The 24,114-nt window shown below is 37.1% G+C and carries 1 protein-coding gene; it reads left to right on the forward strand.

All coding sequences use genetic code 11. The features are described 5' to 3' along the window. Nucleotides 1-313 precede the first annotated feature (313 nt). On the forward strand, nt 314-23,767 hold the full coding sequence (locus AB8525_RS10115) for a C80 family cysteine peptidase (protein WP_369177754.1): 23,454 nt from the start codon (nt 314-316) through the stop codon (nt 23,765-23,767). Nucleotides 23,768-24,114: the final 347 nt, after the last annotated feature.

Raw genomic sequence — 24,114 nt, forward strand, 5'->3', positions numbered from 1 at the left:
GGCAGTATTGACGATTAAACGAACTTAATGTTCCAATACCCTAGTATATAATAGAGATAATATTTCTTTAAACTCAGTTCTGTCAGAGTTAAAGCGGGGGTTTAGATTTAAGCCAATAGAGTTTATTGTTCACTCAGTACACCTTAGAGAATGCAGAGAATAGTGTGTTTTAATCAAAAATGAGAGTGGTCAATTATTTAACGAGTTTTTTAATGAAAAAAAGTGCATATTTTATGTGTTCTATAAGTTGTAACCAATTAATGTAGCGGTCTCTTATAGTCCGAATTTTATAATTATAAATTAAGTTTTTTTTATGGGTTTTGTAGCAAATATAGTTAATGATGCTGTTGATTTTGTAGAAGAGGTTGCTGATAGTGCCGGCTACTTTATTACAGGGAATTACGAGGGAGATAATGGCGATAACACCATTACTGCTGTAGGTGTTGCCGTTTGGGGTAGTGGCATCAAGACTTACGGGGGGAACGATACAGTTCATGCTGCTAGTTTAAAACTTGATGTTTATGACACTTGGGGGAATTTAAGTGTTCATGGGGCCGCTGGTTTTATGAATATTAGCAAAACTGACTGGGGTAATATTTCTGTCTATGGGGCTGCTGGTGCAACAAATATACAACATACTGGGCGTTCGGGTAATATTACTTATGGCGGTGTAGCTGCATCTAATTATCTATATCTTAGTGGTAATTCAGGCAATATTACTTTCGTAGGTGCAGGTATAAAAAATCAGGTTATCAATAGTGCAAATCGCGGCAATATTTCTTTTGAGGGTATTGGTGCATCTAATATTGTAAAGCGTATAGGCGGGAGTTTTGGTAATATTAATTTCAAGGGTGGCGGTGGATCAAATAAAGTTATCAATAGTGCGAATGATGGCAATATTAATTTTGTTGGTACGGGGATTAGTAATCAAGTAAGTCGTTTAGGTGGATACCGCGGTAATATTTCTTTTGTGGGTATTGGTGTAGGTAATCATATTGTTAATACTGCTCAATACGGTAATATTGATTTTGTTGGCGGTGGCGGTGCTAATATCATCGATCATGCTAGCAGTGGCTATGTTTTCTTTACAGGCATTGGAATAGCAAATGTTATTACTCAAACAGGTGACCGAGGTGACCTTAGGTTTATTGGTGGCGGTGCTGCTAATATTATTAGGAATACGGCTCGGATTGGCAATATTAATGTTGTCGCTGCTGGCATTGGCAATTACATTGAGCGTTCTGGACAAGAGGGCGATGGTGATTTAACTTTATTGGGTGGTGGTAATGTTGTTGTTTGGTCAACGCATGGTCGGCTTAATGCAAGGCTTGGTGGTGTGCGTATTAATACATTAAGTAGGACTGGGCGTGGTAATACAAATTTAATATTAGTGTCGTTAGGTAACATTGTCAATGTTAAGGTCTCTAAAGGTGATTTGAACTTAATAGGTGCTGGTGTAGCAAATGTTGTAACTTACGAAGGGCGAGGTAATTTAAATGCTTATTTAATCGGTGGTGCAAATGTTATTACTCGGCTTGGTTCTGGGCATTCAAGTCTATATCTTTTAGCAGGTGCTAATATTTTCACTGATTTCTCTGTAGGCGATGTTAGTGGCACTTTATTTGGAGGGCTGAATGTTGTTACCAAAAAAGGCAGGGGTAATATTGATATAGTGATGTGGGGTGGCGGTAATGTTTTAACGCATATAGGTCGTGGAAATATTAAAGTAAATATGCTGGGCGGTGGCAATATCATTACTAAAGTAGGTAATGGCGATGTTTGGGCATTAATGTTTGGCGGGTTAAATGTTTTTACCCATGTTGGTAAGGGTAATAATTATCTGTTAATGCTAGGTGTGGGTAATGTTGCCACTAAAACAGGCGATGGCGATGTTATTGTTGGTATGTTTGGTGTTGGCAATGTATTGACACATGTTGGTAACGGCATGACGGCGGCACTAATGGTCTCTGTAGGCGGTAATATTTTCACCAAGGTTGGAGATGGTCCAACATTCGCACTAATGCTCTCATTAACGGGTAATATTTTTACCCATATTGGAGATGGACCTAGTGCTGCTTTAATGTTAGGTGGGCAAGCCAATATCTTTACCAAAGTTGGTGATGGTATAACAGTAGCCGTAATGGTCGCAGGTCAAGCCAATGTCTTTACTCATGTTGGTGATGGCTTTAGTGCCGCCTTAATGCTAGGTGGACAAGCCAATATCTTTACTAAAATTGGTGACGGCACAACGCTTGCTGTTATGGTTGGTGGCTTCAATGTTTTCACCCATATTGGCAATGGTTTTTCAGCTGCATTTGCGATTGGGCAAGCCAATATTGTTACTAAAGTTGGGTCAGGTGATTTAATAACAGCTGCTATCGGGCAAGCAAACATTGTTACACATATAAATTTAGAGGGTAATGGCAATACCATGAGCTTGGTTGTTGGTAGGGCAAATATTGTAACCAGAGTATCTTCATTGGCTGATTTTTCAGTTACTGTATCGCCGTTAGATTCTGTAGTTTCAGACCCTGTTTTAGATAGACACCGTTTATTTCCAAGGGGCGATGTATTTTCAGCGCCGCAAAAATTCCTAACTTCAGGCATTGATGCACTTAAAACAACGGGTGTTGCACTATTGGGTAAAAATAATGAAGGCAGTATGGTTACCTTTGCAGTGGGTCAAGCCAACATTATCACCCATATTGGTAATGGTGCAATGTTAGCTGTGGGCATTGGTCAAGCCAATATTATTAGTAAAGTTGGGTTGGGGCAAACTATACAGGCAGGTATTGGTAAAGCCAATATACTCACTTCAGTTGGCGATAATGACAGTTTGCAAATTGCCATTGGTAAGGCTAATATTGTTACTAAGGTGGGTTCTGGTTATAGTTCAATGATTGCTATTGGCAAGGTTAATATTACTACTAAAGTAGGGGATGGCTTTCATTTAGGTGCATCTATTGGTAAATTCAATGTTAATACCAATGTTGGCGATGGCGTTGCAATTAATGTTATGGTCGGCAAATACAATCTTAATACCCGTGTAGGGCATGGTGTTAATGTCGCTGCAATGAAAGGTGATTACAATGCCAATGTGCGTTATGGTGACGGAATGGATGTTCTTGTGGCAGCAGGTAAAGGCAATATTAGCGTCAAAATTGGCGATGGCGATTATTATGGTGCTATGATTGAAATGGGTACCAAAGAAAGCCCTGTTGAGAAGATGAAATCTTTAATGCAAGGTATGCTTTCAAATTTAAAAGAAACAGCTAAAAGTCTTTTAGTTAGCCAAACTATAGCAACTATGGTTAATGGCGAAGATGCAGATACAACTAAAACACGCGGCAGTAGCCATTCTACTCCTAAGAAAGACCAGGACCAAGACTATGGCGACACTTCAAATATGCAATCTGTTAATAAAAATGTTGACCAAACACAATATCAGCCAACAGATGCGAATCAAGATTCAGATATAGACACACAATCACAAAAAGACAAGCAAACCGTTAACTCTTTAAAATCGGATACACAAGTCAACGAAGAAGATGCCAATAAAGATGCACAGGAAGTTACTCGGGTTTTGGGTGATAATAACCAGTCTAATTTAATGCAAAACACAGGACAGGGAGATTCCCAGGCACTGGACGAATTAAATAAAATAGGACAAAGTAAGAATCATAATAGTTATACTCAATTTGGTAATGTTGATAAAGTAAAGGAAAAAGCCAATAAAGACATTAAAGACAGTCAATCAGGCATTGAAAAAAGTAAATCCACCTCACAAGAAAACTTAGACAAGTCCAATGAAAAATTAAAAGACAATCAATTGCATCAACAAGAATATCATCAAAAAGTAAAACAAGATTTAGAAGGGAGTAATCAAAATTCCAACACTTTAAATGCCAAGCAAAATCATACAGGTGGACCAGTCCCGATAAAAACCAATGCTTGGCAAGTTGATGCCACCGATTCAGACAATGGCGTGTTTACCATTGGTGATGAAATTAAAGTAAGGGTAACTTTAAATAAAACAGTTACTTTGGCAAATGTTGGTAGCAATAAAGTCGTTATTGCGGGTAAAGATTTCTTATTAACAGGTGTAAATGGTGCCACTACGAATGTATTGAATTTTACTTATATCGTCAAAGCCAATGATAAACTTAACACCACTTTTGATATTGACAGTAAAGAAGATATTGTTTTAACTGGTATTAAAGATACAGATGGTAACAGTATTGACCTTAGTGGCATTACAGGTAGTATAGTGCTTGGCGACACTGTTAGTAAAAATCTTACTTTAAATAATAAAAATTTAGCAACCGTCAGCACTAATGTTAGTCGTTGGCATAACGGCAATACTGCCGCTAATATTCGAAAAATGACTGATGGCAATACCAGTACAAGCGGCGCATTAGATTATGCCACACACCCAATGGATGCTAATGGGAAGCATATCTTGTTTGATTTTAAAAATATAGAATATACTGACGGCACTTTTAAACTTTATAATCGAACGGGTGCTGCTCCAGGTAGAGTTAATGGCTCAATCGTTGAATTCTTTAAAAACGGAGAAATGGTTTCAACGCATACCATCAAAAATGCGGGCAATATTGTTGAGATTTCTCCGCCAGTTGACACCTTCTTTGACCAAGTTAAACTTACCTTTAGTGGCAACCTGCAAAACTTCCGCGAAATTGAAATTTTCGGTAAAAATCAAAACTTATTAATAGATTCTGGTGCACCCAAACCATTAGCAACCAACGCCTGGCATATTGATGCCAGCGATGCAACTAATGGTGTATTTACTATTGGCGATGAAATTAAAGTAACACTTACTTTGGATGAAGCAGTAACTTTGGCAAATGTTGGTAGCAATAAAATCGTTATTTCTGGCAGGGATTTTCTTTTGACAGGTGTGAATGATAGTTTTACTAAAACACTGGCGTTTGTTTACACTGTAAAGGCCAACGACAGAATCAGTGCTGCTAATTTTAATATTTATAATAAAGATATTGTTCTAAGCAATATTAAAGATGCAGATGGCAATGCTGTTGACCTTGATAGCGTTACTGATATTGTTAAACTTTCTAGGGAAGCACTTAGCACTGATTTTATTGTTGGTGGTGGTAATAAAATAACCCAAACTAACGGCACTTATCAAAAAACTTCTGGTGCTGACTGGGATGCGGATGTTTTTTCCTCCAAGGGCTTTGTTGGCGATGGTTATGTTATTGCTAAGATTGGTGCTCTTAATAAAAATATGATGCTTGGACTCTCAAGTGACAATACCAACAGTTCTAGTATTGATTATGCTTTGTATGCAAATGGCAGTACTGGCAATAAGTTTGTAATTTATGAGCATGGCAAGCACAGTTACGACACAGGCGTTACTTATGCAAATGGCGATTATATGAAGGTTGTCAGGGAAGGAGCCGAAATACAGTATTACCATATTAAAGCAGCTGATGGGCCGCTTGCCACAGGCACTTTGATACATACTTCGGCTAAAACTTTAAATGCAGATACTAAATTATTCTTAGACAGTTCATTTCTAAGTGTAGGTGCCAAATTATCAGATATGCAAATTTTTAATGGTAAGAATTCCCCGTTATCAATAGATGTGCATGCGCCAAAACCAGTTGTTAACGCTTGGCGTGTTGATGCGAGTGATGCAACTAATGGCGTATTTACCATTGGCAATAAAATCAAAGTAACACTCACTCTGGATGAGGCGGTTACGCTAGCAGGTGTCGGAAGAAATAAAGTGGTTATTGCAGGTAAAGATTTCTTGTTAACAGGCAACAATGGCACTACTACCAAGACATTGGACTTTACTTACACCGTCAAAGTTAATGATAGAATTAACGCTGTAGATTTTGATATTGATAATAAACATGATATTATTCTGGCTAATATTAAAGATACAGACGGTAATTATGTTGATTTGAGTAGCATTACTGGTTCTACTAAATTGAATGCCACAAAACTTAATACCGACTTGAGCGTTAGTAGTGATAATAAAATGTCCAAAACTAACGACACCTATGAAAAAACCGCTAACGCCGCTTGGGATACTGATGTTTTCTCCTCCGAAGGGTTTATGGGTGATGGTTATGTTATTGCTAAAATTGGCACTCTTAATAAAAGAATAATGCTTGGACTCTCAAGCGACAATACCAACAGTTCTTATAATAGTATTGATTATGCTTTGTATGCAGACGGCGGTATTGGTAATAAATTTGTAATTTATGAAGATGGCGTTCGTCAGAAAGGGACAGGGACTGCTTATGCAGTTGGCGACTATATGAAGGTTGTTAGAGAAGGCACCACAGTAAAATATTACCACATCAAGGCAGTTGATGGTCCACTTGCCGCAGGGAATTTACTCTACACTTCAACTCAAGCCTCAAGCATCAATACCAAACTGTTCTTAGACAGTTCATTCTACGAAAAAGGTGCCCAATTGTCAGATATGCAAATCTTTAGTGGTGTGCCTTTGGCACTTTCAGTAGATGTAGGTGCACCAAAACCAGTTGCCAATGCTTGGCATGTCAACACTGCTGATGCCACTCAGGGTGTATTTACCATTGGCAATGAAATTAAAGTAACACTGACCTTGGATGAAGCAGTAACTTTGGCGAATGTCGGTAGCAATAAAATCGTTATCGCCGGTAAAGATTTTTTATTAAAAGGTGCAAATGGCGCTCTTACCAAGACACTAGAATTTTCTCATATCGTTCAGGCTAATGAGAAAACCAACACAGCTTTTTATATTAACGATAAGCGCGATATTATCTTAACCGACATCAAAGACTCAAGCGGCAATAACATCAATTTTGATGATATCGTTGAGGGTGTAGATTTAAGCCCTGAGATTCAAAATATTGCCTTAAATAGCAAAGGACTAGCGACCATCACCACCAATATTGACGCTTGGCATCAAGGAGATGCTGCCGCTAATATTAAACGAATGACTGATGGCAATACCAGTTCACAGGGTGCGCTAGATTATGCCACACATCCAAAGAATGCTGATGGTAAATATATGTTATTTGATTTTGGTGGTATTAATTACACCAATGGCAGTTTTAAACTTTACAATCGAAAAGCTGTTGCGCACAGAATTAACGGCTCAACTGTTGAATTTCTCAAAGAGGGCAAGGTAGTTTCAAGGCGCACTATTAGCTCTGCTGGTAATGTTGTTGAAATTATCCCAGCAGCTGGCACAGCTTTTGATCAGGTTAAACTGACCTTTAGTGGTAGTGCACAAAACTTCCGTGAAATTAAGATTTTTGGTAAAAATTCAAATTTATCAATAGACTCTGGTGCACCAGAACCACTAGCATATAACGCTTGGCATGTTGACGCCAGTACTGCTACTAATGGTGTGTTTGCCATTGGTGATAAAATTAAAGTAACACTTACCTTGGATGAGGCGGTTACTTTGGCGGGTGTTGGCAGTAATAAAATTGTTATTGCAGGCACAGATTTCTTGTTAACAGGTGCAAATGGCGTTGTTACTGACAGATTGAACTTTACTTATACTGTTCAAGCCAATGATAAGATTGACGCCACAAGTTTTGATATTGATAACAAGGGCGATATTGTTCTAACTGATATTAAAGATAAAGAAGGCAATAGTATTGACTTAAGTAGCATTACTGGTCCTACTAGATTGAATGCCACAAAACTTAATACCGACTTGAGCGTTAGTAGTGATAATAAAATGTCCAAAACTAACGACACCTATGAAAAAACCGCTAACGCCGCTTGGGATACTGATGTTTTCTCCTCCGAAGGGTTTATGGGTGATGGTTATGTTATTGCTAAAATTGGCACTCTTAATAAAAGAATAATGCTTGGACTCTCAAGCGACAATACCAACAGTTCTTATAATAGTATTGATTATGCTTTGTATGCAGACGGCGGTATTGGTAATAAATTTGTAATTTATGAAGATGGCGTTCGTCAGAAAGGGACAGGGACTGCTTATGCAGTTGGCGACTATATGAAGGTTGTTAGAGAAGGCACCACAGTAAAATATTACCACATCAAGGCAGTTGATGGTCCACTTGCCGCAGGGAATTTACTCTACACTTCAACTCAAGCCTCAAGCATCAATACCAAACTGTTCTTAGACAGTTCATTCTACGAAAAAGGTGCCCAATTGTCAGATATGCAAATCTTTAGTGGTGCGCCTTTGGCACTTTCAGTAGATGTAGGTGCACCAAAACTATTGTTAACTAACCCTTGGAAGGTTGATGCCAATAATGCAAAAAATGGTGTGTTTACTGTTGGCGATGAAATTAAAGTAACACTCGCTTTGGATGAAGCAGTTACTTTGGCAAATATTGGCAGCAATAAAATCATTATTGCGGGTAAAGATTTCCTCTTAACAGGTGCAAATGGTAGCTCTACTAGCACATTGGAGTTTACTCATACTATTAAAAGAGGTGATGGGTCAACCAGTATCGCAGATTTCAATATTCATAACAAGAATGATATTATTTTGACCAATATTAAAGATATAGACGGCAATATTATTGATATGAGTAGTATTACCAGTAGTGTCAATCTTGGTCATATCGCTAGCCAAAGTTTTCATGTGGCTAAAAATCAGCATTTATTAATAGATTGCAACGCCCCAACTCCACTAAAGTCCAACGCATGGCGTGTTAATGTGAATGATGCAATGAATGGTGTGTTCACAATTGATGATGAAATTAAGATAACACTTACCTTGGATGAAGCAGTTACCTTGGCAAACATTGGCAGCAATAAAATTATTGTTGCAGGTAAAGATTTTCTGTTAATAGGTGCAAATGGTGATATTACTAAAACATTGGAGTTTAGTCATACTGTCAAAGTGGGTGATGGCAGGATTGGTGCTAAAAACTTTGACATTAACAACAGAAATGACATTATTTTAGACGGTGTTAAAGACACAGACGGTAATGTGATTGACCTTAGTCATATTACCAACCCTGTTAAACTTTCTAGTACATTAATTAACACCGATTTTAATATTGGGGGTGGCAATAAAATAACCCAAGTTGGCAACACCTATGAAAAGACTTCCAGCAATGGATGGAATGCGGATGTTTCTTCTTCTAAAGGTTTTGTTGGCGATGGTTATGTTATTGCTAAAATTGGTGCTATTGGCAAGAGAAAAAGAATGATGTTTGGACTCTCAGACAACAACACCAATAACTCTTATAACAGTATTGATTATGCTTTATATGCAAATGGCGGTATTGGCAATAGATTTGCTATTTATGAAAGTGGTAGGAAAAAGTATGAGAGCAATGTTGCTTATGCACTTGGTGATTATATGAAGATTGTCAAAGAGGGCGCTACAATAAAGTATTACCACATCAAGGCATCCGATGGCGTGCTTGCTACAGGTACTTTGATTTACACCTCAGATAAAAAAGTCTTAAATGCAAATACTGAATTATTTTTAGACAGTTCACTCCATGATGTAGGCACTAAGTTATCAAATGTGCAAATATTTAGTGGCAACAATCCAACATTCTCAATGAATGCAAAAACATCGACACTGTCAACTGATGACGCCTCAGGTCAGAGCAAGGACATATTAAATCAGACAACTTCTGGGTATGGAAGAAACTCTAGTGTTGACTCTAATTCTAATCATGATTCTACTGAAACCAGCACGCCAGACTCAAAAACACATGACAAAGAAACTCAAGATGGTGCCAATGGTGCTTCAACCAAAGCCAGAAAAGAGCAAGGAAAAGACCCATCAAGATGGTTTACAGATAAAAAACTGAATCAAAATTTTTCCAAAGGCTTATCATTTTCTCAAACACCGCAAGTTTTTATTCTGACAGATGATTCATATGAAAGTTTAAACTTAGGACTGTGGCTTAAAAAAGAGAACGACATTGTCATTTATTACAATACAAAAAATAATAAAATTGAATACTTATACGGCGAAGACAATGATATTGAAACAACCTATGTAGAGTATAAAATCATTGCTAACGGCAAGACTGTTGATACCCTGGTTGAGGATACCATCAATGACATTTATGTTGCAATAGATAAGAAGGTAAAAATAGGTAAAAAAGATGAAGTAGATGAAGGTGGTGTAGAAGATGAGATTGATACCGCAAGTATCGTCGCACAATTAAAACAAACCATCGCGACAATGAGAGCAAATGCTGGACTGCATAAGAATTGGCTAACCAGAAGAAGCTTTGAAAAATATAATTTGGATTTTGAAAATATATTTTGGCAAAGAGAAATGCAAGCACAAACCCCCGATTCCACTCTCAATTCAAACCCAAACCCAAATTCTGATACTTCCACCCCTAAAAAATCCAGATATCACAGTAATATCATTGTTCAAAATAGCAATGACAAAACCGTAGTTGAAGCCGCCAATGCCTTATTCAACAAACACCCCAACAACAGCATTATTGTCCAATTTGATAAAGACGGCAAACTGGTTACCCTAAAAGGTGATACCTACACCCCCACAGGCGACACTCGTGTTAATTTTGTTGATCATGGTGGTAACTTAAGCCAAGAAGGTGCCCAAGCCCTAGCCAATAAAGCGAACAAAATCCAGCAAGCTTATGGCAATGACAAAACCGACATCAATCGTATTGCTTTAGTGGGTTGTGATACCGATGGCGTTCGCCGAACACTTACCAAAGATTTTGCTAAAGCTGTTTATGAAAACGATATACTGAGAAAAACTGAAATAACAGGCAGAACAACGCAGATAGAAGTCAACCCTGATGGCACCAAGACTATGCAAACAGGCGGCACCAAGACGGTTTATAGTTGGGGTGTAGATGAAAATACAGGCGTAGAAGGTATTAAATTAAGAGTTGAAGATGCTAAAAGAACAGCAGTAAAGCTTAAAAACCCTTTGCTCAAAGATTCAATGAGTTATTACCTTGAAGAGATGCACAAAACAATAAGCAGTAGTGCTGGTACTCATTCAATACTTATTTCATTCTTAGGGGAAACTTTAGGTGCTATTAACTCTATAAAGGCAGAAAAGAATCCAAAGGAGAGGCATAAAAAATGGGTTGCTTTGAGAAAAAGACTTGATAAAAAATTAAAACCTGAAAGCATTGGCAAGTATTTAGAGCAAAATACCATTGATGAATTAAAGTATTTTACATCTGAAGGGGTTGAGTTAAGCCAATATATGGTTAAAGCAAGCAAAGAGTTTCCTGTTACTGTTCGAGATATCGATCATGTGCCCGATAAACTTCATTTTGTTTGGCTTGGCAATGAGTTGCCACCAAAGGATTTAGATAATATCAAGAATGCCAAAAAACAGAATCCAGATCTTGAAGTTACACTTCATTATGACCCAGACTTTCTTTTGGGAGGTGAATCCAAGAAAGCAATTAAACAACATGTAAAAGATAACTTGTTGTTAAGCGATATTTATTCACTTAAAGTTAGTAAATTAGAGCGAAAATTATCTGATTTTTACGACAAATATGGTTTTAGTGATGAGACCTGTAAAAAATTCATGGTTTCAGAGTTGGGTTTAGATCCTGGTAAGATAGATACTAGGTATGCAGCTATTAAAGGATTTTGGGGAGATTTTTCAAAAAATAATCCAGAAATTAAACTGTCTTCTATACGAGATACTTTTGATTCAACGCCAGAACTAGGAGGAATGAAAAAGGCTTATGAGTATGAGTTGAGACAAAAAAGTGGTAATTTTGCAGGCGCTTCTGATATCGCTAGAATTTCAATATTACATACTCAAGGTGGCGTGTATTCTGATACTGGGTTAGTCGCAGATAATCCAAGTGAGAAAAATATTTTAACTAAATATATTAGGGATTTTCGTAAAGATCAAATGTCTGCAAGTAAAGGTGTCGCAGTTCTTATGCCTATATATCCGTTCCCAATTAATAATAATTTTTTGACTACTAGGCCTTATTCTCCTTTTACTGGATATTTAGTACAAAACCTAAGTCTTAAATATAAAGAGTTAGAAAGCAATCCAGTTGAAAGGCTTAGAGTTAGCACTAAAACTAGCATTAATCTAGATCAGTTTTCTTTGTGCGTAAAGGGAGTAAATGATTTTATAGTAGAGCATGGGGCAAAGACCAATCTCATGAAAGGTTATAGCCTAAATCCTAAAGGTTCATGGAATTCAGGGGAAGACTTTGAGGATCTACAAGGTAATGAATTTATTACTTATATTATAGATACCGACAAACTAACAGCAGAGCAAATTAATGCGTTTGTTGACAGTATGAAAGCTAATTTAAATGGTGGAAATAGCGACGCTCATAAGATAGTTGTCTTGGATTCCAAGATGATTATCAACCCTAAAGGTAGACAAGTTTTTAAACATGGCAAGCCGTTTTTTTCCGCATTAGTTTTACCTAGAGTAGGCGAGGCAAGTCGCCGTAGTCTAAACTCTGAATCCGTACGCCCAATAGATGTTGTTGAAATATTGGAAAATAGTAGGGATATTACTGTTTACGGCGAACAAAGTGGTGAATTTAAGGCATTATTAGTACCCCATAGTTCTAAAGTTACAATTTCTGACCCATCATCCTTTAGCGAAGATACTGAGGAAATTGCATCGCAAAGATATTCTGATGTCTTTATTGTTGATTCTCATTTAGTTAGCAGTGAACTGGAAAAAATAAGACAGTATAGTGATGGCAGCATTGTTCTTAAATATGATGAGTCTAATAAAAGTTATTTTTTACTGTCTGGAAATTTGGATGATTTAGATATAAACAACTTAAGGGTAAACTTTGCCGGTGATGCGGACAGTTTCAATGCTAATAATATTAAAGAAAAAAATAATGCGCTTACAAAGGTTATAAGTGGTGCTGATATTAAATTTGCTAGAGTTTTTGTATTGGGAGGAATGACTGGAAGAAATAACAATTTTTATAGTATAGCGTACTTAATTAAAAAACAAGACATTGGGTTGGATAGCGATGTTCCTATATCAGTACATTCAAGAAATAAAACATTACGCAGCAATGGTGTTTATGTTGATCGGCGTAGAAATGCAGCTAGTAGTACTTTTGGAACTTTTGATACACAAGCCCCTACTAGAAAACCTATAGAATCTCAATACAAGAACAGCATTACTCTTCAATTAGGTGATGATAAAACTGTTAATGATGCAGTTAAATATTTATCTGAAAAACATAAAGATGATGCAGGTATTAATAGTTATGTTGCTAAATTAGATGCAGACGGCAACATCATGGTTTATGGTTTAGACGGCAAGGAGGCCAATGTTGAAATAGAGGGTAAATATCGTATTAATGTGGTAGGTTATGGCGCTAAGATGGAAGAAATGGGTGCTGATACGATTACACAACGCATTAAAGATTTACAAACGCAACTTAAGGTTAATGATAGTGTTCCTGTTAGGGTGGCGCTGGTTGGTTGTGACACTAATAAAGTCTCTGGGGCAAGTCGTGATATAGACTCACTCACTAAGTCAGTTGCAGATCGTTTATATAATGATGGCAAATGGCATGCAGAGGTTACCGGTAGAAACAATAAAATAGAAGTCAATACTGATGGCACTAAAACCATGGAAATAGGGGGCATTAAGACAATTTATTATTGGGATCCTGGCACAGGTAATATTGCGTCAAGAGATGTAGCCGCTAGACATACTAGTGCTAAATTAGAAAACCCATTGGGTCTAAATTCAGATATAAGTAAATTATCAACACAAATCCAACTTATTTTGGATAAAAAGCGTAAAAAAAGCAAACACGTGCCTTTGCTGGAAGAGCTTAACCAAGAATTAGGCAGTTTAAAACATTCAAATGATATTGCTTTAATAGGTAAAAAGACCCAACAGTTAGTTTTTAAATTAGAAAAACATATGGCCAAAAACCCCAAGAGTGAAGTCTATGATGACCTTTTATTTTTGAAAGAGAATATGGCAGCTTTAGGAAATTTAATGGAATTAAGTATAGACGATTTAGGGAAGAAAATTGGTAGTGGGGATAATAAAGATGTTTATAGCCTAGGTGGTAATGATGACTATGTTGTTGCTATAATAAGAGAAAAAAGTGTGGTTGGCGATAGCCAAAAAATGGTTAAAAATGAAGTATATAATATAAGAAAACTTTCAGAATATGGTTTTACTGTTCCAGAGATTTATGGACAAGGCAGCATACAAAAAGATGGTTATACCAATCATTTTTATATTATGGATAATATCAAAGATAGTATGGTAATAAAACCTGGAGAAATCCCTTCACCTGGAATCACATCTCGTTTTAGTGATAAAACAAAAACCGACCTTCTAAAAATAAAGCAAATACTTATAGATAATCCAAAATTATCAATTAGAGACCCTGATTTTTTAGTAAGAAAAGATGGAAGCATTGTACTAGCTGACTGTATGTTGGTAAAAGAAACAGATATTTTATTTGATATAAATAGAGAAACCAATTTAGCGACATTAGACTTTATGGTAAATAAGGTTGTTTCAAAAATACAGCACTTCGCCGACCCCGCCCCTCACCAAGACAAAAAAATTAGCGACTGGAGCGACCTAAGCGACGACCAACGCCAAAAACTAAAAACCGAATCCGAAAAAACCAAACCCGTTCTAGCCAACCACGACCACCAAATCATCCTCCAAACCGAAGACCATAAAAATGTCGGACAAAGTGCGCTAGACCTAGCCTCAAAACACCCCGGTCAAACTACCATTGTGCAAATAGATAAAGAGGGTAATCTTCGAGTGGTTTACGGAACAAAACTCCAAGACATCAAAGGCACCGTCAAAGTCTCTGCTATTGGCTATGGCAGAGAAGAGGGCGGTGTTCACACACTCGGTGGCAGAAACCCTAACGAACTCAGTAAAAACATTATTAAACTTAAACAAGGTTTAGATTCAAGCAAAACAACGATAGGGCGCATTAGTGCAGTAGGTTGTAACTTAAAAACAAACAATCCAACAGACGACCAAAGTAGTGGTTACGGTGAAGAACTTCTTAAGCATCTTAAACAATCAGACATTGGAGACGATGTAAGTGTTAGCGTCAGAAGTAAATATGTTGGTATCAACCCAGATGGCACAAAAGTTACCTCAGACACAGGAACAAGTAACTGGAAACATAAAGATGGCGAGGCAAAAACAACCTATGAAATGGGTAAAAATGGTGTTGTAACTAGTAGGTCATATGATAATGACGGTATTTTGGTTAGATATAACGGTCAGCATTTAGGTAAAGAAGGGTCTGATGACAATAGAAACCCATCTAAATACAAAACCAACATAATACTAGAATTACCAGGTGATGACACAGTCAAAAACGCCGCACAAGCCCTCGCCAATAAACACCCAGAAAACAGCTACATCGCCAAGATGGACGCTGATGGCAACATCAAAGTTTACAACCTAAAAGGCAACGAAGTCAATCTCGATGTAGGTGATAAATACCGTATCAATGTCGTAGGACACGGCTCTGAAATGAAGACATTAGGTGCACAAACTTTAACCCAACACATTCAAAACCTGCAAACACAACTTAAAATCGATATAAAAGACGAGGGTCGCATTAATTTGGTAGGCTGTGAAACAGACATAGCATCAAATGGCGATGTTAATTCCTTAACAAAATCAGTTGCAGAAAGACTATATGACAATGGCAAAGGCACAACCAAGGTAGAAGTAACCGGCAGAACAACACAGATAGAAGTCAACCCCGATGGTAGGAAAACTATGCAAACGGGTGGCACAAAAACGGTTTATAGCTGGGATGCGGATACAGGAAGTATTAAACAAAGAACTGAGACGGTTAAAAGTTATGAGGACACATTGACAAACCCATTAACCTTATCTCAAGATTTGACAAGATATACAACAAGACTTGAGATGCTTGAGAGTACATTAAAGGGCTTTCCCGATAAACAGAATAAATTTTTAGAAGGGTATTCTAATGCTAAATTAGAAGATGTAGGAATTAATCCAAAGCATGATAATTTGGCTGACTTACTCAAGATTTTTCAAAAAAGATTCGAGGGAAGCGAATTCACTATGAGAGATTTAGGTGTTTTCAAAAAATTAATAAGAAACAGAAAGACGGAATATACTAATAATCGAGGGGCTATACTATATAACAAACTGCAAAAAACTGAAAATGTAATTGGTTCAGAAAACTTTTCACACATTAATGTATTGAACTCTATTCAAAAATCGTCAGGAGTTTGTTGCTCTCTTACTCAGTTATTCGTTGCTTCTTATATGGATGGCAAAAAAGATATTTTCTTTCAAAGGTTTAGAGATGAGATAGGTAGATATAATTCTGAGGAGACTGATATAATCAAAAAAGGAATATTGGACATTACCTATTCCACCTATTCCAAAGGATTTAACTCAGAAAGCTCTTCAATTTCTCTAAAAGAAGGTGTTAAAGCATTGGAAAATTATGAGGGTAATAAAGTTTTACTGCTTAATACAAAAACCCATTCAACGGCAATGCTTAAACAAGATGGAAAATATGTATTTTTTGATCCCAATGCTGGAATGGTGGAATTTTCAAACGCACATAGTATGTACAAGGCTATTAAACATCATTTCAATGGTAAAGAATATGGTGCATGGGTATCAGGAAGTTCCCTAGTGGCTCAAGAATTTAATGTTGATATCTTTAAAGATACCTCTATAACACTATCAGATGGCCGTATTTTAACTATCAAGGATTTCTACAATGAAGAACTTTTATTATCCAATGGTGAAAAATTTGGTTATCATCATCTAGCCGAAACCACCCCTTACCAAGATAAAAACCTCCAAGACTGGTACTCCTTAAGCGACGACCAACGCCAAAAGTTAACAACCGAATCCGAAAAAACCAAACCCGTTCTAGCCAACCACGACCACCAAATCATCCTCCAAACCGAAGACCATAAAAATGTCGGACAAAGTGCGCTAGACCTAGCCTCAAAACACCCCGGTCAAACTACCATTGTGCAAATAGATAAAGAGGGTAATCTTCGAGTGGTTTACGGAACAAAACTCCAAGACATTAAAGGCACCGTCAAAGTCTCTGCTATTGGCTATGGCAGAGAAGAGGGCGGTGTTCACACACTCGGTGGCAGAAACGCCAATGAACTCAGCAAAAACATTATTAAACTTACACAAGGTCTAGATTTAAACAAAACAACGATAGGGCGCATTAGTGCAGTAGGTTGTAACTTAAAAACAAACAATCCAACAGACGACCAAGGTAGTGGTTACGGTGAAGAACTTCTTAAGCATCTTAAACAATCAGACATTGGAGACGATGTAAGTGTTAGCGTCAGAAGTAAATATGTTGGTATCAACCCAGATGGTGCAAAAGTTACCTCAGACACAGGAACAAGTAACTGGAAACATAAAGATGGCGAGGCAAAAACAACCTATGAAATGGGTAAAAATGGTGTTGTAACTAGTAGGTCATATGATAATGACGGTATTTTGGTTAGATATAACGGTCAGCATTTAGGTAAAGAAGGGTCTGATGACAATAGAAACCCATCTAAATACAAAACCAACATAATACTAGAATTACCAGGTGATGACACAGTCAAAAACGCCGCACAAGCCCTCGCCAATAAACACCCAGAAAACAGCTACATCGCCAAGATGGACGCTGATGGCAACATCAAAGTTTACAACCTAAAAGGCAACGAAGTCAATCTCGATGTAGGTGATAAATACCGTATCAATGTCGTAGGACACGGCTCTGAAATGAAGACATTAGGTGCACAAACTTTAACCCAACACATTCAAAACCTGCAAACACAACTTAAAATCGATATAAAAGACGAGGGTCGCATTAATTTGGTAGGCTGTGAAACAGACATAGCATCAAATGGCGATGTTAATTCCTTAACAAAATCAGTTGCAGAAAGACTATATGACAATGGCAAAGGCACAACCAAGGTAGAAGTAACCGGCAGAACAACACAGATAGAAGTCAACCCCGATGGTAGGAAAACTATGCAAACAGGTGGCACCAAGACGGTTTATAGTTGGGATAAAGATACACAGGGAGTCAGTCAAAGAACGGAAACGGTTAAGAACCATAAGGATGTTTTGACCAATCCGCTGGATGAATTTGACAGAAAAATAGATAATGAAATTGAGAAATTAACAAGACTACTTGATGATGAATCAATAGATGAGGATGGTAAAAAAATCTTACAAGACACCGTTAATGCTTTTTTAAATGCTCAAGAAGATCCACGCGAATTTGCTCACCTTACTTTGGAAAAGCATGCGTTAGAGTTGCAAGCGTATTTAGATCATCACCCAGATTCAAGAATTAAAAATGAGTTAGGCGAGTGGCGTGATTTTTCACATACTCAAGCAGATGATTTGCGCGTTAAGATGGAGCGAACAAACGATTTATTGGATAAGTTTGGTGAAATTTATGATAGGATAATGAATGCTGAAGATTTGGAAGTATATCAAAAAATTCAGATGCTGGAAGGTGCCTATGTGGAAAGAGAATTGTCAAGACTCATAGAAAATGATGGATCTGAAGTTTCGAAACTTGTTGATTTCCACAAACTGTTACTCAGTTCTCGTTACGCCGACCACCCAAAAATAGTTGCATTAAGAGAATCGTCTTTAGAAAAAATAAAAACCAGTGTAGAGAATGCAATGACTACCATGATTGCTGAACAACATGGGCTTGATGTTGATGAATTAGTGCAAGTTAAGAAGCATGTTGATTATTTACAAAAGCATTTAACCTCTTTTGAAGATAGAAAGGCAACACAAGATCAATGGAAGGCACTACCATCCCCCGATAGTTTACTTAAATGGCAGCCTGTGAGTGTGAGCAACAAATATAGCATTACGCCTAAGGACGAGATTCATCGTGTTGTTGTTATTCTAGAAGATGATCGCACTATAATTGATTCTTCAGTGGCTGTAGCAGGCAAGTATTACAATAACTCCACCCTGATTCAAATGGACGAACAAGGCAATTACAAGGTTTTGCACGGTCCCAGATTAAAGGATATCACAGGTGAGGTTAAAATTTTGTTTGATGGGCATGGTAATAAAGTAGCAGAAACAACAGGAGGCAGAAGTGCTACTGATATTGTTGACCACATTGTGCGTTTAAAACAAGACTTACCTAGCGATACAAAAGTCAAGCAAATTGACATAAAAGGGTGTAATTCAGGATTTTATATGGGAAAACATATTTTAACAGGGGCTAAGGCTAAAAATATTGATGTTACAGTTAGTACGAGATTAGGTGATGTCATAACGGAAAATAATGGAAGGAAAACAGTAGATGGCGCTTACCACCTTGATGATAAAAAAATCATTTGGGAATATAATGAACAAGGCGAAATAACCCAAAAAACAGAGCTTTATCCAGATACTAAGTATCATCTCGTTGTTACTGTTGGCAAGGAAGGTGCACTCAATTACAACAAAAACGATTTATTGAAATTTAAAAATAATTTAAGAGTTCGTGTTATTGCCAGCACGCCTGAAGAAACTTTAGAAACGCTAAAAAAGCTTAAACAACAATTACACAATGACGGCATTGTGCCAATGGCACAAATAGATATAAGAATGGGTAAGGGTTCAGCAGATTGGAGCAATGAACCTGATATGTATGCTTTTACAGAAAATTTACTAAAATATAGAGCAGAGCTTGATGCTAATATTTTGGTACACAATGATTCTGGACCTAATAAAGGATCGATGGCTTTTGCCGATAACAATACACTTAATCAAAGGGTGAAGATATTTAGGACAAATCCAGCTGCTATTTTTTTATTTAAAGACAGTTACACAAAAAATGTCGTTGGTTTTAAATATTTAGATAGAGAAAGTGTAATGTTACTGAATTCATCAATAGTAAGACCTGATGTCGCTACTACATTGAAGCTTACTCTTGGCACAAATGATTATTCAAAAGATGACCTTTTGACAGGCTTAAAAAATGCACGAGACCTTAATCCAGGGCGATCTTATAGAGTAGTAATCTTTACAGATGGAGATATAATTCAGCCTTCTTTGGATAAACATAAAGAACTAGTTGCGTATCTTTCTGATCAACTTAAGATGAGGGTGGTTGCATATCATTTACCTACTGGTCGTGTAGATTATAAGCATTGGCTCTCAAAATCTCCTTTAGATCCCAAAGTGATAGAGCACCACGCCTTTAAACACCTAGCCGACCCCGCCCCTCACCAAGACAAACCCCTCCAAGACTGGAGCGACCTAAGCGACGACCAACGCCAAAAACTAAAAACCGAATCTGAAAAAACCAAACCCACCCTAGCCAACCACGACCACCAAGTCCTCATTCAGGGCGAAGACGATGCAAATGTCAAGCAAAGCACACTAGACCTAGCCTCAAAACACCCCGGTCAAACTACCATCGTGCAAATAAGCAAAGACGGCTCTCGTCGAGTAGTTTACGGCCCTAAACTCAAAGACATTGCAGGCAAAGTCAAAATAGTAGCCGTTGGTTATGGCAGAGAAGACAATGGCGTGCATACACTGGGTGGCAGAAGTCCTGATGAGTTAAGTGATAACATCGTCAAACTCAACCAAGATTTAGACCAAAGTAAAGTAACTATAGGCGTTGTCAGTATGTTGGGCTGTAATCTAGGTGCAGACAACCCAACTGATAATAGTAACAGTACCTATGGTTCAGATACGCTTATAAAACTCAGAGAAAAAGGTGTTTCTGTTGATGAAGTAAGAGTCAGAAACACCTATGTGGGTATTAATCCAGATGGCACAAAAGTTACCTCAAGTACAGGTGATGGGGAATGGATACATAAAGACAGTAAAGCCAAACTCATTTACAGTTTCAATGCAACTGGTGAAGTGATTAGTAAAGTTTATGACAATGAGGGAACTTTAATTAAATACAATGGTCAGGACATAGGGGAGAGTGATACAAATGATAATAAAGACCAACAAGATGCAGACGATAAACAGCAACAGCAAGATGAGAAGAAAAAACAATTAGCAGCGGAGGCGGAAAGAACCAAACAAAAATTAAATGATATTGATAAACTACAAACTGATTTTGCTAATTCAGTTGACCAAAGTAAACTTAAAAGACCGCTTAATAATCAAGACGATAAAGATGATAAAAAGAAAAAGAAGAAGAAAAAGACCCCACCTTCTTTTAATGTTCAAATTGATATTGGTAATGGCGATCATGCGACTTTCTTTGGTGGCTCCAACAACCTAGATATTAAAGTTGGCAACGGTGCACACCACACACTGATGTACGGCGATAACAATGTTTTGATTAGCATAGGTAGTGCTGGTAATACTGATCGTTTTGTTAAAATTGGTGATTATCGTGCACTAGAAGGTGTGCAAGTCTTAATAGGCAATAAAAATATTGTGGTTAATCACGGTGTTAGGAATGATTTAATCATTGCAACTGACCCTTCTTTCCCAATGATTCCATTTGTCAACCCCTTTGATGGCTCAGCCAATGTTTTGGGGTCTTTGAAAAAAATGTCTGCCTTAAGTAATTCTGAACAAAATGCATTGTGGAGTTGGAAAAAAACTGCAAAGTTTGCAATTGATATGAGCTCTTTAGACAGCAATAGTGATACTGTATATAAAGATATTTTAACCCGTGGCAGTCAAAATAAAGTTTCTGACAGAGGGTTAAAATATGATGTAGAAATGACCCTCAACAAAAAATCCAATGAGTTTATGCAAATGAGTCAACAAAAACAACAGCAAAAACAAAGTTTTAAAGATGAAATAGATAATTTCAGTTTAAATTTGACTATTGGCGGACAAGGTTCGGATATATTGATTGGCAATGGCAACTTTAGTTTTATGTTTGGCGATACCGTTTCTTCCGTCTTAGACACCACTGTTGCTTCATTATTTGGCATTATGCAACAAGAATTCACTAAAGATGGGCAGCCAGGTACTACTTTTACTTACACACCAGCCAATCAAAAAACGCAATTTATCAACAGTATGCTGAATGAAGTAGCATCTCATGCAGACGATGTTACCTTTGGCGATATATTGGGTTATGAATACGCCGATAATGGTGCATGGGCTAAAACTAATGCAAGAGGATACAATCTATCAATCTCAGAAATACTAAAAGGACTACTTGGGACAGTATCTGACACTTTCGAAAATTCCATCCAAGCTTTATCTGAACCAGAACGCATAGTTAATGCATTAAAAGCGAGCTGGGGTACTGTTGCAGATATGGCAGAAAATACCTATGAAGCATTAGGTATGAAGGAAGCAATAGAAGGCTCCAAAAAAGCAGCGAAAAAAGCAGAAGAAGAGAAAAAAGCAGAAGAAGAGAAAAAAGCAAAAGACGACTCAGTAAAACCAGACGATAAAGACAAAGATGATAGCAAAGACAAAGATGATGACAAAGACAAGGCCAAAACTGGGACTGAAAAGAAAAAAGCCTTTGGGTTTGGTGGAATCAAATTACCGTCATTATTTGATTTAACTGCAAAGAACTTGATAGAAACCCTACAAGACTTGCCCGCATTGGCAAAAACGCTAGCCAGTAGTATTTCTTCTATTTCTTCAGAAGCCTCTAACATAAAAGAGGAAACGGTTAAATTTTTCTCAGATAGCGGGCATATGACTAATGATGGTGATCTATTTTTCAATATAGGCGCTCAAAACTTTGCATGGGGCGGCGATGGTAAAGATTTATTTGCATTAATGGGCACCAACAACAATGTTTGGGGTGGCAGAGGGGATGATGTTGCTTATGTTATTGGTGAAGGTAATACCATTAGTGGAAATGAGGGAAATGATAGCGCAGTTTATGTGGGGCAAAATCATATGTTTATTGGCGGTGAAGGCAATGATGTTGCTGTTGCTTCTGGTCGATACAATACTTTATTTGGTGGCACAGGAGAAGACCAACTTTGGGCATTTGGAGAAAGAGCTTATATCACAGGTAATAAAGGCGACGATTATCTAGTATCTACTGGTAATTATGGTAAAGTTTACGGCAATGAAGGCGATGATGTTGGGATCTTAATTGGTGCCTACAATAGGATGGATTTAGGTGAAGGAGATGACCATGGAAAAGTATTCGGCAATAGGAACAGAGTTTATTTAGCCAGTGGCAACGATGAGTTGGAAGTTGCTAGCCACCAATCTTTTGTTTTTGCTGAATCTGGTAATGATTATATATATATGCATAAAAACTCAACTGAAAACCAAATTGATGCAGGAGAGGGGGATGATTTACTGTATCTAGGAGGTGAAGACAATGTCGTAATTGGCGGTAGTGGTGCCGATGTATTTGTAGTTGGAAATGACAATATATCTAGCATCCTTTCTGTTGATGGTAGCGATTACATTACATTTGATTTAAACAGTTATCAGGATACTATGTATTATCGTGATAACAACGACCTTTTAATCAAACACCAATCACTGGTAAAGCCAGAGAAGCCAGCTGATGACGATTCAAATATTGAAATTGCTAAGCAATATAGATCTCAAGATGGAGAAGTTTTGATTGAGGATTATTTCTCTGATACTAATACCGATGCTAGTGGTGTAAAAATTTGTATTGATATTGACACCAAAAACAATCGTTATCATTATTTGGAAAAAGAGCAAGTGAGTAAATTGGTTGAATACATGTCAACTTTTGATTCGTTTGCTGACACTACAGGAGATCCCAACTATCAAAAAGAAGTTAATCAATTGTGGTCTAAGGCTCAAGTTGGGTATAATGTACCCTCAAGCATAAACAGCTTAACTTAAAAATTAAAAAGTTTAAAATTAAATTAAATTAAAAATTAAAAATTAAAAATTAAAAATTAAAAAGTTTAAAATTAAAAAGTATAAAACCCCAACAATTTCAGACAACAATCTAAACTTTCTTATTTCAAACCCGTTAAACTAAACAAAAAAAATCGGAGTAAAAAAATGAGTAAAAAACGAACCAAATACACTACAATACCCCAGCAAATTCAAACAATAATCTAAACCCCTTTATTTCGAACAAGTTAAACTAAACAAAAAAATAGAATAAAAAATGAATAAAATACACAGTAGAATTTAAACACTGTTGTATGCTATCGCTAAAAACTAGGTTTAAAGGCAGTATT

Source organism: Candidatus Thiodubiliella endoseptemdiera (assembly GCF_964212635.1).
Classification (GTDB): domain Bacteria; phylum Pseudomonadota; class Gammaproteobacteria; order PS1; family Pseudothioglobaceae; genus Thiodubiliella; species Thiodubiliella endoseptemdiera.